This window comes from Methyloceanibacter superfactus, assembly GCF_001723305.1.
Classification (GTDB): Bacteria; Pseudomonadota; Alphaproteobacteria; order Rhizobiales; family Methyloligellaceae; genus Methyloceanibacter; species Methyloceanibacter superfactus.
The window spans coordinates 149771-162531 of record NZ_LPWF01000025.1 but is presented as its reverse complement, the minus strand read 5'-3'; the positions used below and the strand labels follow the sequence as shown (position 1 = coordinate 162531).

13 protein-coding genes, 1 other RNA gene and 1 pseudogene are annotated in these 12761 nt (G+C 64.4%); 9 read left to right on the top strand and 6 right to left on the bottom strand.

Annotated elements, in window-relative coordinates; genetic code table 11:
• Nucleotides 1-81: 81 nt before the first annotated feature.
• A complete protein-coding gene (locus AUC69_RS08700) occupies nucleotides 82-246 on the bottom strand; it encodes a DUF1328 domain-containing protein (protein ID WP_069441804.1) in 165 nt (54 codons plus the stop codon).
• 142 nt (nucleotides 247-388) lie between these two features.
• Nucleotides 389-783, bottom strand: an RNA gene (gene rnpB, locus AUC69_RS08695) — RNase P RNA component class A.
• Between the two features lie 245 nt (nucleotides 784-1028).
• On the opposite strand from rnpB, the gene AUC69_RS08690 reads away from it, so the two are divergent.
• The 5 genes from AUC69_RS08690 to AUC69_RS08675 all read left to right on the top strand — a co-directional run bounded on the left by AUC69_RS08690 (nucleotide 1029) and on the right by AUC69_RS08675 (nucleotide 3961).
• Nucleotides 1029-1664: a Crp/Fnr family transcriptional regulator gene (locus tag AUC69_RS08690; RefSeq protein ID WP_141700694.1), complete on the top strand. Its 636-nt coding sequence runs from the start codon at nucleotides 1029-1031 to the stop codon at nucleotides 1662-1664.
• Nucleotides 1595-1744, top strand: a complete 150-nt coding sequence (locus AUC69_RS19690) for a hypothetical protein (RefSeq protein WP_425283519.1) — start codon at nucleotides 1595-1597, stop codon at nucleotides 1742-1744. Before AUC69_RS08690 ends, AUC69_RS19690 begins: the two co-directional genes overlap by 70 nt.
• Nucleotides 1745-1843: 99 nt before the next feature.
• Nucleotides 1844-2923 carry a hypothetical protein gene (locus AUC69_RS08685; RefSeq protein ID WP_141700693.1) on the top strand — a complete coding sequence of 360 codons (1080 nt, stop codon included), beginning with the start codon at nucleotides 1844-1846 and terminating at the stop codon, nucleotides 2921-2923.
• Nucleotides 2924-3135: 212 nt separating this feature from the next.
• Entirely contained in the window at nucleotides 3136-3399 is a 264-nt protein-coding gene (locus AUC69_RS08680; RefSeq protein ID WP_069441803.1) for a hypothetical protein, read from the top strand.
• 295 nt (nucleotides 3400-3694) lie between these two features.
• Nucleotides 3695-3961, top strand: coding sequence for a hypothetical protein (locus AUC69_RS08675; RefSeq protein ID WP_069441802.1), 267 nt, complete (start codon nucleotides 3695-3697; stop codon nucleotides 3959-3961).
• A gap of 95 nt (nucleotides 3962-4056) precedes the next feature.
• Here AUC69_RS08675 and AUC69_RS08670 read toward each other — a convergent pair whose 3' ends face one another.
• From AUC69_RS08670 to AUC69_RS08655, 4 genes are all read right to left on the bottom strand, one after another.
• Nucleotides 4057-4827: an N-acetylmuramoyl-L-alanine amidase gene (locus AUC69_RS08670; RefSeq protein ID WP_083239247.1), complete on the bottom strand. Its 771-nt coding sequence runs from the start codon at nucleotides 4825-4827 to the stop codon at nucleotides 4057-4059.
• 106 nt (nucleotides 4828-4933) lie between these two features.
• Nucleotides 4934-5653 (bottom strand): TerB family tellurite resistance protein, encoded by a 720-nt coding sequence (locus AUC69_RS08665; protein ID WP_069441800.1) that lies wholly within the window; start codon nucleotides 5651-5653, stop codon nucleotides 4934-4936.
• Nucleotides 5654-5764: 111 nt separating this feature from the next.
• The gene (locus AUC69_RS08660; protein ID WP_069441799.1) at nucleotides 5765-6082 is read right to left on the bottom strand and encodes a hypothetical protein; all 318 of its coding nucleotides are present in this window, start codon (nucleotides 6080-6082) and stop codon (nucleotides 5765-5767) included.
• 91 nt (nucleotides 6083-6173) lie between these two features.
• Entirely contained in the window at nucleotides 6174-6614 is a 441-nt protein-coding gene (locus AUC69_RS08655) for a hypothetical protein (RefSeq protein WP_141700692.1), read from the bottom strand.
• A gap of 217 nt (nucleotides 6615-6831) precedes the next feature.
• Here AUC69_RS08655 and AUC69_RS08650 point away from each other — a divergent pair, with 217 nt between their 5' ends.
• From AUC69_RS08650 to AUC69_RS08635, 4 genes and pseudogenes are all read left to right on the top strand, one after another.
• Nucleotides 6832-7944, top strand: a complete 1113-nt coding sequence (locus AUC69_RS08650; protein WP_141700691.1) for a DUF4142 domain-containing protein — start codon at nucleotides 6832-6834, stop codon at nucleotides 7942-7944.
• A 64-nt stretch (nucleotides 7945-8008) separates the two neighbouring features.
• Nucleotides 8009-8476: a DUF421 domain-containing protein gene (locus AUC69_RS08645; RefSeq protein ID WP_069441845.1), complete on the top strand. Its 468-nt coding sequence runs from the start codon at nucleotides 8009-8011 to the stop codon at nucleotides 8474-8476.
• Nucleotides 8477-8558: 82 nt separating this feature from the next.
• Nucleotides 8559-9088, top strand: a pseudogene (locus AUC69_RS08640) (gamma carbonic anhydrase family protein).
• A 19-nt stretch (nucleotides 9089-9107) separates the two neighbouring features.
• Nucleotides 9108-12761: a hydantoinase B/oxoprolinase family protein gene (locus AUC69_RS08635; RefSeq protein WP_069441796.1), complete on the top strand. Its 3654-nt coding sequence runs from the start codon at nucleotides 9108-9110 to the stop codon at nucleotides 12759-12761.

Sequence of the window (12761 nt, the reverse complement as noted above, 5' to 3'; positions counted from 1 at the left end):
CTTCCTCCCGCGCTTCTCGACGAGACGGCCGGCCCGGAGATCATCCGGACCGGCCGTTGTCGTATTCAGACCGTGTGGGCGCTATGCGCGACGCACAAAGTGCATGACGAGCGAGATCACCAGCAGAACCAGGAAGATGAAGAATAGGATCTGCGCAATACTCGCCGAAGCGCCGGCAATCCCGCCGAAGCCGAACAGGCCGGCGATGAGTGCGATTACCAGAAATGTCAAAGCCCAACCGAGCATGGCAGGTCTCCTTTCGTTAGCCGCCAGTATCAATGTGTAGACTGAACGCTCGAGCGCCGCTTCGGTTTCGCCACAGTTGGGAAAAAAGGCGTTTAAAACTGGAGACCGGCGCGAGGGGGTTGCCCTACGCGCCGGTCATAAGCATGTCACCAAGCCTGTAAGCCGGGTTCTGTGTCTCGCAATGCGAGACGATGGCCATTCATCTGGGGCGCATCTTGCGAAGCGCCTCGTGCAACCAACCCGGGTCGCTTGTCTGGAAACAGACTTGGACGATTGCTCGTCCGCGCGACCCCTATTTGGTCTTGCTCCCGGTGGGGTTTGCCCTGCCATCCCTGTTGCCAAGGACGCGGTGCGCTCTTACCGCACCCTTTCACCCTTACCCGCCTGGCCGAAGCGAGGGCGGGCGGTTTGCTTTCTGTGGCACTTTCCCTGGGGTCGCCCCCGCCGGACGTTATCCGGCACCGTGTTTCCGTGGAGCCCGGACTTTCCTCCCCGCCTGATACGCAATACTGGCGGAGCGGCCATCCGGCTTGCTGACCCCATAAATAAGGGGCTCGGCGGGGCTCGCGTCAAGTCGCTGAGGCGGCAGCATGTTTAACGCCACCTCCCCTATTGCCCGCCCTCGTAACGGCATTTTGATCGGCCAATTGCCGCTTGTTCCCATATTCTAGCGACGATCCGCCGCGCCGGCGCTTTCTTTCGCGCCTTTTGGCCGGTGAAACCGCTGAAACCCTTGGGCCACGCGCTTCGGCCGCGAGCTTTTACAACACCCCAATCGCACGATGCAAAACCAAGTCCTGATCACCCGCTGGTTCAACGCCTTCCCCGAACTCGCCGAACTCGAGCCGGAGGCGAAGGCGGAGCTGATGGGTGCAACGCAGTTCAACCGGCTGCGCGAAGGCGACATCGCCTACCACCAGGGGCAGATCTGCCACAACTACGTCATGTGCATCGAGGGACAGACCCGGATCTTCAAGACGTCGGAGGCCGGGCGCGAGATCCTGCTGTATCAGGTGGGCCCGGGCGAGACCTGCGTGCTCACCACCTCTTGCCTGATCGCCGGCAACCCCTTCCCCGCCGAAAGCACCGCGCAGGCCGACGTTCTTCTCGCCGCGCTGCCGTCGAGCGTCTTTCACCGGCTGATGATCTCCTCGCCGAAATTCCGGCACTACGTTCTCGGCAATTACGGGGATCTGCTGTCAAGCCTCATCATGCTCGTGGACGAGGTGGCCTTCGCCAGCCTCGATCTGAGACTGGCGCGGCGGCTGCTGGCGGAGACGGCGCGCGCGGCGTCGTATCCAAAACCCATCAGCAACTGGCGCTCGATCTCGGCAGCGTGCGCGAGGTCATCAGCCGCTATCTGTCCGAGTGGGAGCGGATGGGGTGGGTACGCTCGTCGCGTGGATCGATCGAGGTGATCGATCGGCCGGCGCTGGCGCGCTACGCCGCGGCCGACGAGGAAGAGACGCCCCCTCGCCTGCGGGCGTCGCGGCAGTGACTCCGTATGGTGACCTAAGTCACATACCGGATGGCGTCTGCCGGACTACAACAGCGATCACTCGGACTCCAACAAGAAACACCCAAGGAAATCAAGACAATGACTGATATGTTCGCCGATCGGCTCCTTGTCTCGCTGGTGCGCTCAACGGCGCTGGCCGCAATCCTGTGCCTCGGCACCCTGTCTTTCGCCCACGCCGCCGACGATATGGCGATGTCCCCCGCTCCCGGTCACGGCGAGTTCGACGACAGCTGCGCCATGGGATTGGCCGACGGCCAGATGGTCAACACCGATTGCTCGGTGAATTGGACCGACGAGGACGGCAAGGTCTACTGTTTCTCGAGCGAGAATTCAAAGTCGGCCTTCCTCAAAGACCCCGCCGGCAATATCGCCAAGGCGAAGAAATTCCTCGAGGAGCAGGAAGCCAAGGCCGCCTCCGGCGCCAAGATCTTCACCGACAAGGACGTGAACGCGCGCGTCCAGGAGGTCCTGGCCGACCGCTCCAAGGATGGCGCCTTCGTGTTCCACGATCCCAAGCTCGATACCGATCTCAACCTCGTCTACGAGGAGATCAAGATCGTGCGCGGCATGGAGGGCTATGGCTGGTTCGCCAATGTCATCTTCCACGACAAGGACGAACCCAAGAAGCAATACGCCATCGACTTCTGGTTCAAGCCTGAGGGCCAAGACCTGACCCTGATGGACATCCGCGTGCAGAAGGGCCCGAAGCGCGACGGCGACGGCTACTTCATGATCACGCGTCTTCCGGTGGCCTGGTGGTGGCTGCCAGTGCAGGAGCATCCCGGCAGCATCGAAGGGGCGCGCGCTTGGCAGGTGATGGCCGCGATCAACGACTACATCGTCGAGAACAAGGACGATGACGGCAACATCACCATCAAGGACGACAAGACGGGTGAGGATCTCAAGCTGCAATTCGTCGAGATGCACCGGCCCGTGCGCCATCTGAAGAATGACGGCGATTACTTCGCTTGCACCGACTTCCGCAAGCCGGGCAGCAAAGACGAATATTACGACATCGACTTCTGGGTGGACGAGAAGACCGGCAAGCTCAAGGTCAACAACGTCAAGGTCCACAAGGTCCCGGTGCAGGAGGACGGCGTCTGGACCCAGGTCGACCGCTATACGTTCGAAGGCATGGACTTCGACGAAACGCTGTAAGCAAGCCGTCAGCGATTTTTGCCAACGATCTCAGAAAAGGTCCGCCTCAACGGCGGGCCTTTTTCCTTACCGGTTTTGCGGCCGCTCGCGAAGTTGTGACCGGCGGTCGGTGACCCGAGTCACATAGCTTTGCGTTAGATTCCCATAGAGTCTTGTCACGGGCGACGACGGGGTCTCTCCCCCGCCGCGCTATCCCACTTGGAGGAAACCACATGAAAAAACTTCTTCTCGCTTCCGCGATGGCCGGCGCCGTGCTGTTCGCCACCGCGGCCACCGCGGCGACGACCGGCGAGTACGACAATATGTGCACCATGGGTCTGGCGCTCGGCCAGGACGTGGAGACAGATTGCTCGATCAATGCCGAGGTCGACGGCAAAACGTATTGCTTCGGGAACGAGACGGCCAAAACGCTGTTTATGAAGGACCCGGCCGGCAATCTCGCCAAGGCCGACACCTACTACAAGAGCAAGCACTAGGACCTAGACTCCCCCGTACCCTCCTAGTCGCCAAAGGCCCGCCCCGCCTCCTGGGGCGGGCCTTTTCCTTGCGCCTTCCTTGAGTCCGCCGCACGCCGGAACGGATTTACGAAACTGCGCGGCTGATCTGACTAAAGATCGCCCGACCCCGCCAAGCCCTCCTTAACGCTTGCCGCCACCAACGCTCTCCTGCCGGCCGGCGCGCGCGTAGAGTCGGCCCCGCGTCCGCGAGCGGCGTGCCCTCTAGGGACCGCATGGCGGCGCATCCTAAGAAATCGAATCTGGGAGGGCAGTTATGTTTCGGATCTTCTCGACCACATCCGTCGTCAGCGTCCTCATGCTCGGGCTTGCCTCGGCCGCGCTCGCCGCGACAGGCGAATATGAGAATATGGATGCAATGGCCCTAGCGCATGGCCAGGCCATCAAGACGGATTGCAGCATCAACTCACAGCTCGACGGCAAGACCTATTGCTTCGGTAGCCAGTCGGCGATGTCTGAATTCATGCAGCATCCGAAGCGGAATGCCCGCAAGGCGCATACCGCCTATCAGAGCATGCACTAGCAGCGCGATCTTAGACGAAGCAGTGTTCTCGTTGTTCTCTTTGGGCTCGCTCCGTGCTTCGGGGCGGGCCCATTCTTTGCGGCCAGGACTGGCTGCTAGGAGGTGGCCGCGGCGCGGCGCGCGGCGGCGAGCAGCCGGGCCAGCGTCTCGCGGGTGGAGGCGTCGGCTCGGCCGTCTACCCGGAGGGGGCGGTAGTGGCGCTGAAACGCTTCGACCACCTGCTCCAAGCCCTTGCCGAAGGTCGAGGTGACCTCCACCCCGTAACCGAACGCCTGCAGCCCGCGCTGCAGCTCGGCGGACCTCTTCATTCTCGTCGCCGGGGCCGAAGCCCTCGTCGGTCCCGAGCGCGCCGGCTCGACCCACAGGCCGACACCGGCGCGGGCAAGGCGCGCCCAGTCGAAGCGCTCGCCGGGGTCGCGCTTGCGCCCCGGGGCGATGTCGGAATGGGCGAGGACGCGCGCGGCCGGGATGTCCTGACGGCTCAAGATGTCACGGCAGAGCGCTTCGACCGCTTGCATCTGCACATCGGGAAAGTCCGGATAGCCGAACTCGTGGCCCGGGTTGTGGATCTCGATGCCGATAGAACAGGAATTGAGGTCGGTCTCGCCGGCCCAATAGCTCTGCCCTGCATGCCAAGCGCGCATCTCCTCCGCCACGATCTGGTCAATGCGGCCCGCCTCGTCGACGAGATAATGGGCGGAGACTTTTGCCTCCTCGCGCGTCAGCCAATCGAGCGCCGCGTCCGAGGTTTCCATGCCGGTGTAATGCAGGATCAGCATGTCGGGCACGCGGCCTTCGCGCCGTGGCTCGTAGTTCGGCGACGGGCACCACGAAGTGGCGAGCTTGCTGTCGGGGGCGGCGGTCATGGTGTCTGCTTGTATCATTGCCCGGCATTGACCGGGCAATCGTAACGAACGGAGGCGGTGACTACCGGACGACCGCCGTCGCGGGACTGACGTCGCTGGCCGTCACCTATAGACCGCGCTCTCTGGCGATCACGTCATAGGCCTCGTTGATGGTCGCTACCTTCTCGGTGGCGATGGCGATGAACTCCTTGGGCACACCGCGGGCCATCAGCTTGTCGGGATGGTTGTCGGCGACCAGCTTGCGGTACTGGCTCTTGAGATCTTCCATGCTGATCGACGGCTCGATGCCGAGCACGTCATACGGATTGCGCTTGGCGGCGACCACATGGCGCGCCTTGATGTAGCTGAACTCGGTGGCGGTGAGGCCAAAGCGCTTGGCCACCTGGGACAGGAACTCCTCCTCGCCCGGATGCAAGGCTTCGTCCGCCTTGGCGATATGGAACAGGCCCTCGAGCACGTCCTCGAGCAGCTTGCGGTTCCCCTTGAACATGGTGGCGAGCTGCTCGGCATAGGCCTCGTAGCCGGCCACGTCCTGCTTGGCCAAATTGAAGACGCGCGCGACGTTCTTCATCTCGCCCTCGGGAACCTTGAACACCTCCTTGAAGGCGTTGACCTCGTCCATGGTGACGACGCCGTCGGCCTTGGCCATCTTGGCGCCGAGCGCAATCACGCCCACGGTGAAGGCGACCTGGTTCTCGGCCGGCCCGTCCTGCTCCTGATCACGATCGATGGCGTAATGGCCTGCTACGCCGCCCAGCAGCGCCCCAATCGGACCTCCAACCGCGAGCCCGGCGGCCGCGCCTGCGAGCTTTCCCCAAACCGACATTGCCGAACTCCCCCACGGGTTGTTGCTTTGGTCAGAGCATATGGACTTTTCGTCCGAGCCGCATTGCATAATCGCGCGGCATGAATGCGCGTTTCTACCGGAAACCGGCGGTTAAGCCCGAAAATTGGCGAGGATCGACCAGCTGGGCTCGTCGACCTCGAGGCCGGCCCGCAAGCGTCGCTCGACATGCCAAGAGCGGGCGAAGGTCCACAGCCCAAGCCAGAGAACCAGAGCAGCGTTGGCCGCGCTCGCGACCCAGACAAAGGTGCTGCCGAGCTCGAAAAGATTGGCGGCGGCGATGACGAACGCCTCCAGCACGATGCCGCAGCCGCCGGCCATGACGATGGCCGCGCACAGCGAAATAATGAGGATAACCAGCGGGTTGCCGCCGCCGTGCGACGCCGGGCGATGGGACGCTTCGGAACTCATGTGAGGCTCACTTCACCTTCGAGATTGGCCTTAAGGGGCGCCCCCTCATAGCCGGGGGGGCCAGGCGTACAAGGGGCTTCGGCCCCGCCCTCTATCGCCGGGGGGCGTTGCGGCGGACGCTGCCCGAGGCGCCGACGATCTCGACCCCTTTGGTGCCCATGAGCGGGGCCAGGGGCACGGTGAGGTAATAGGGCGTTTCCAGCGGCACCACGATGAAGTTCTTGACGCAACCGACGACCACGGTCCGCAAGTAAGCCGGCTTGCGGTCATAGGGCTCGCTGTTCAGCGATACTTCCATGTTTGTGTAGGGCTTGATGCCAGTGATGGTGAGCTGATAGCCGCGGTCGCGGCGGTATTCGATCTTCACGCTGTCGAAGTCGATCGGATCGCAGGAGCCGTTGAAACCCCAGACGGGTTGCACGAGGCTTTGGCTCGGCGGCGCGACAGGCAGCGGCTCGGCCGCGGCGTCGAGCACGCCGGCGCCGAACGTCACCATCAAACTCGCGGCCAGACGGACAAGCTGTCGTCCCATCGTTCCCCCTGTTCAGGCGATCGTCGCGTACCACCCACCCGTCGCGTGGCACCCATCGTCACGCGCCACACTAGGGCGCGGCCGGAGCCGGCTCAAGGTTGTGCCCCTGGCAATGCGGCGGAACGATGGAACCGAGCGCGGCCGTCCACCGTTGATCGTGCACAGAAACGCCCCCGCGCCGCGCCCACCGCGGCCAAAGACAAATAGGAGCAATATGATGACACGAACCGCTTTTGCGGCAGCGCTAGCGCTTACCTTGCCGCTACTGGCGAGCGCGCCCGCCTTCGCCGAAACCGTTTCCACCCAAGACTTCGTGAACAAGGTCGCCATCAGCGACATGTTCGAGATCCAGTCGGGCGACCTCGCGGCCAAGAAGGCCAAGCACGAGGACGTTCAGGACTTCGGCGAGGAGATGGTCGAGGACCACACCGCGACGAGCAAGGACCTGAAGGCGCTGGTGAAGGACGAGGACATCAAGGCGACCTTGCCGGCGGAGCTCGACGAGGCGCACAAGGCCAAACTCGACGAGTTGAACAGCGCTTCGGGTGAAGCGTTCGACAAGGCCTATGTGCCGATGCAAGTCGCGGCCCATGAGAAGGCCGTGAGCCTGTTCGCGGCTTACGCCGAATCCGGCGACAACGAGGCGCTCAAAAACTGGGCCGGCGATACGCTGCCCGCCTTGAAGGAGCATCTGAAGGAAGCCAAGGCGCTCAACACCGAGATCGCCAAGCCGGCCAAGACGGCCGAGGCGGACGACGCCACGCCGATGGCCGAGCCGAAGACCGACAAGGCCATGGATGACAAGGCCATGGCCGAGAAGGTGACCGAGGAGACCGACGTCAAGGGCACCGAAGAGCAGGCGAAGGACGAAAAGCCCACGCCGCCCGCTTTCAACTACGTGACGCGCCAGGAGCCGACCGACTGGACGGCGCAAGCCCTGCTCGGCCGCACCGTGCAGAATGAAGGCGGCCAGACCCTCGGTGAGATCAACAACGTGATCCTCAACGAGAAAGGCAAGGTCGTCGCCGTGACCATCGGCGTCGGCGGTTTCCTTGGCCTCGGCGAGAAGGATGTCGGCGTGCCGTTCGACGCGCTGAAATTCCGCTCGGAGGACGCCATGGAGAAGAACGCCGAGACCGAGACCGACAAGGACGCCAAGACCGAGGACAAGACGACCGAAGCCGTGGATGCCGACGATCCGTTGCATAGCGACATTGTCGTCGTCGTCGACGCCACCAAGGAGCAGCTCGAGGCGGCGCCGACCTTTGTGTGGCTTGGCGAGAAGCGCGAGAAGCGGGCCGCGACGGACAGCGAGACGACCGTCGAGTAACCGCTGGACTTTGGCAGATTCTGGATGGGCGGCTTCGGCCGCCCATCTCGTTTTGGAGATCACCATGTTCTTCGACAGCTGGTTCGGACTTCTCCGCGTGCTCGTGGTCGGCACCCTGGCCTATGGGGCGCTGATCGTCCTGCTGCGCGTGTCCGGCAAACGCTCCTTGAGCAAGATGAACGCGTTCGATCTCGTGGTGACGGTGGCGCTCGGCTCAACCTTCGCGGCCGTCATCCTCAACAATTCGATTCCCCTCGCCGAGGGCGTTCTCGCCTTGGCGCTCCTCATCGGCCTACAGTTCGTCATCACTTGGCTCTCGGTGCGGTTCCGGGCCGTGGAGAAACTGATCAAAAGCGAGCCCACACTTCTCGTCCGCGACGGCACCTATTTGGACGATGCCATGGGGGCGCAGCGGGTAACCCGTGACGAGATCCAGGCGGCGTTGCGCGACAGCGGAAGCACGACGCTGGCGGAGATTGAATGCGTCGTTCTCGAAACCGACGGCTCGCTCACCGTGATCCGGAAAGGCTGACAGGGTCCACGGGCATGACAAGACGGCCCCAGACGCGTATTCAAGGCCGGGCGAGGCATAAACGAGGGCATGAGGAGCGGCCATGGCGATCTACGAGCTTGACGGCGAGAGCCCGAATTTCCGGCCGACGGTCTTTATTGGGTGGCGGAGACGGCCTCGGTGGTCGGCCGGGTGCGGCTCCATTCCGATGTCAGCATCTGGTGGGGCGCGGTCCTGCGCGGCGACAATGAGTGGATCGATATCGGCGCCCGCTCGCAAATCCAGGACAACGCCACGCTGCACACCGATCCCGGCTTCCCGCTCACCATCGGCAAGGACTGCGTCATCGGCCATAACGTGGTGCTGCATGGCTGCATCATCGGCGATAACAGCCTGATCGGCATGGGCACGACGATCCTGAACGGCGCGAAGATCGGCGCCAATTGCCTGGTCGGCGCCAACGCCTCATCACCGAGGGCAAGGAATTTCCCGACAAATTCCGTGATCCTCGGTTCGCCCGCCAAAGCCGTGCGCGAGACCGACGACAAGGCCCGGGCCATGATCGCCCGGGGGGCCGATGTCTATGTGCGGCGTTGGAAACAATACGCGGCGGGCTTGAAGCGCATCGCCTGATGCGGGTAACTCCGCAATCATGAGCGGCAACTGGCAATTCTTTATCGATCGCGGCGGCACCTTCACCGATATCGTGGCGCGGGCGCCTGACGGCAGGCTCGTTACCGCCAAGCTCCTCTCCGAGAACCCGGAAGCCTATCCGGACGCCGCCATCGCCGGCATCGCCGACCTGATCGGCACGCCGCGCGCCAAGCGCCTGCCGCCCGAGACGATCGGCAGCGTGCGCATGGGCACCACCGTCGCCACCAACGCGCTGCTCGAGCGCAAGGGCGATCCCGTGCTGCTCGTGGTCAGCCAAGGCTTCAAGGACGCGCTCGAGATCGGCTACCAGGCTCGGCCCAAAATCTTCGCCCGGCAGATCGAGAAGCCTTCGATGCTCTATGCCCAGGTGGCGGAGGTGCCGGAGCGGGTGCGCGCCGACGGCAGCGTGGAGGTGCCGCTCGATCTCGACGCCACGGGCGCGGCGTTGGCGGCCGCGCGGGAGGCCGGCATCGAGGCGGTCGCCATCGTCTTCATGCACGCTTACGCCTATCCGGAGCATGAGCACGCGGCGGCGGAACTCGCCCGCACGCTCGGCTTCACGCAAATCTCGGCGAGCCATGAGGTGAGCCCGCTGGTCAAGTTCGTCGGCCGTGGCGATACCGCCGTGGTCGATGCGTATCTCTCGCCGCTCCTGCGCCGCTACGTGGATCAGGTGGCGTCGGCCCTGTCGGCCGGTCAAACGGCGAAGAGCCCACGGCTCCTGTTCATGCAGTCCTCTGGCGGGCTGACGTCGGCCAATCTGTTCCGTGGCAAGGACGCGATCCTGTCGGGGCCCGCAGGCGGTGTGGTCGGGGCGGTGGAGACGGCGCAAGCGGCCGGCTTCGCCAAGGTGATCGGCTTCGACATGGGCGGCACCTCGACCGATGTCTGCCATTACGACGGCACCTACGAGCGGACCTCGGAGAGCGTGGTGGCGGGGGCGCGGGTGCGCGCGCCGATGATGCTCATCCATACGGTGGCCGCAGGCGGCGGCTCGATCCTGCATTTCGACGGCGCGCGATTCCGCGTGGGCCCCGACTCGGCCGGCGCCGATCCGGGGCCCCTCGCCTATCGCCGTGGCGGCCCGCTCACCGTCACCGACGCCAATGTGATGACGGGCAAGCTTCAGCCGGACTTCTTCCCGCATATTTTCGGCCCCGCGCAGGATCGGCCCCTCGATCGCGGCGCGGTGGCGAAGGCGTTCAAGGCGCTGGCGCGAAAGGTCGGCGACGGACGCGATCCGGAAGAGATCGCCGACGGCTTCATCCGGATCGCCGTGGAGAATATGGCGAACGCGATCAAGACGATCTCCGTGCAACGCGGCTACGACGTCGGCGAGTATGTGATGAACTCGTTCGGCGGCGCCGGCGGGCAGCATGCCTGTCTCGTGGCCGACGCGCTCGGCATCAAGTCCGTGTTGCTGCATCCGCTGTCCGGCGTGCTGTCGGCCTACGGCATGGGGCTCGCGAGCTTGCGCGCCACGCGCACGCAAGCGGTGCTGGAGCGCTTCGACGACAACGGCCTCGCCGCGCTCGCCGGGATCACCGCGCCGCTCGCGGTCCAGGTCCGGGAGGAGCTGGTGCGCCAGGGCATCGCCGCGGATGGGGTCAAGGTCACGGCGCAAGCCCATCTCCGCTATGCGGGCACCGATAGCGCGCTGCCGGTACCGGTCGGCTCATTGCGCGGCATGCGCGCCCTGTTCGAGATCGCCCACCAGCAACGCTTCGGCTTCATCAGCCCGGAGAAGGATATCGAGATCGAGGCGGTCGAGGTCGAAGGCGTCGGCGGCGGCGCGCTCATCGCCGAGCAGGATGCCGCGACGGCGAACATGGCGCCGTCCCCGGAGCCGCATACCCGCGCGGACGTGTTCACCCATGGCGCCTGGCATGACGCGCCGGTCTATCTGCGCGCCGGCCTCGCGCCCGGCATGCGCCTCGACGGACCGGCGCTTCTCATCGAGGACCATCAGACCGTGATGGTCGAGCCCGACTGGCAGGCGGAGGTGACCGCCAAGAATCATCTGCTGCTCACGCGCACCAAGAAGAAGACGGAAGCCAAGGTCAGCAAGCGTGCCGATCCGGTCATGCTCGAAGTGTTCAACAATCTGTTCGTGTCGGTCGCCGAGCAGATGGGCTATGCGCTGCAGAACACGGCCCGATCGGTGAACATCAAGGAGCGGCTCGACTTCTCCTGCGCCATCTTCGATGCACGCGGCCGCCTGATCGCCAACGCGCCGCATATCCCCGTACATCTCGGCTCCATGGACCGCAGCGTGGAGACGATCCTGCGCGAGGTGGGCGACGATTTGAGGCCGGGCGATGTGTGGATGTTGAACGCGCCTTACAACGGCGGCACGCATCTCCCCGACATCACCGTGGTGACGCCGGTCTTCGCCGAGAACAGTTCCGACCTCTTGTTCTTCGTCGCCGCGCGCGGCCACCACGCCGATATCGGCGGCATCGCGCCGGGCTCCATGAGCCCCAAGGCCACGTCGATCGAGGAGGAAGGCGTCTACATCGATCCGTTCAAGCTGGTGGGACGCGGCCGCTTCCAGGAGAAGGACGTGCGGACGCTGCTCACGGAAGCCCCCTATCCGGTGCGGAACGTCGAGCAGAATATCGCCGACCTCAAGGCGCAGGTGGCGGCCAACGAGAAGGGTGTCATCGAGCTCCGCAAGATGGTCCGCCATTACGGGCTCGCCACGGTGACCGCCTATATGGGCCATGTGCAGGACAACGCGGCGGAGGCTGTGCGCGCGGTCATCGCCAAGCTCAAGAATTCGCGCTTCGAGGTGGAGACCGATCAGGGAAGCCGCATCAAGGTCGCCATCACCATCGACAAGCAGGCCAAGAAGGCTGTCGTCGATTTCACCGGCACCAGCGCGCAGACCGCGACCACGTTCAATGCGCCGGAGCCGATCACCCGGGCATGCGTGCTCTACGTGTTCCGCACGCTGGTGGACGACGACATCCCGCTCAACGCCGGCTCCCTGCGGCATATCAAGATCGTGGTGCCGAAGGGCTCGTTGTTAAAGCCGAACTATCCGGCGCCGGTCGCCGGCGGCAATGTGGAGACGAGCCAGACCATCGTGAATTGTCTCTATGGCGCGCTCGGCGTGCTGGGTTCGGCGCAAGGCACCATGAACAATCTCACCTTCGGCAACGCGCAGTTCCAATATTACGAGACGATCTGCTCGGGCGCGCCGGCCGGCTCCGGCTTCGACGGCGTGGCGGCGGTGCAGACCCATATGACCAACTCGCGGCTCACGGACCCCGAGGTGCTTGAGCTGCGCTATCCGGTTCTGCTGGAGCGGTTCGAGATCGCGCGCGGCTCCGGCGGCAAGGGCGAATGGCGCGCCGGCGACGGGACGCTGCGCGTCATCCGCTTCCTCGAGGAGATGAACTGCGCCATCCTGTCGGGCTTCCGGAAGATCCGTCCTTTCGGGACCAAGGGCGGCGATCCCGGCCAGACGGGCGAGAACTGGGTGAAGCGCAAGACCGGCCGGTTGGAGCGGCTGAAAGGCGCCGATCAGACGGTCATCCAGGCGGGCGAGGCGATCGTCATCAAAACACCGACCGGCGGCGGGTACGGCAAAGCAAAAGCCCGTCATCCTGAGGCGCGAGCGAAGCGAGGCTCGAAGAGCGGCGGCTAA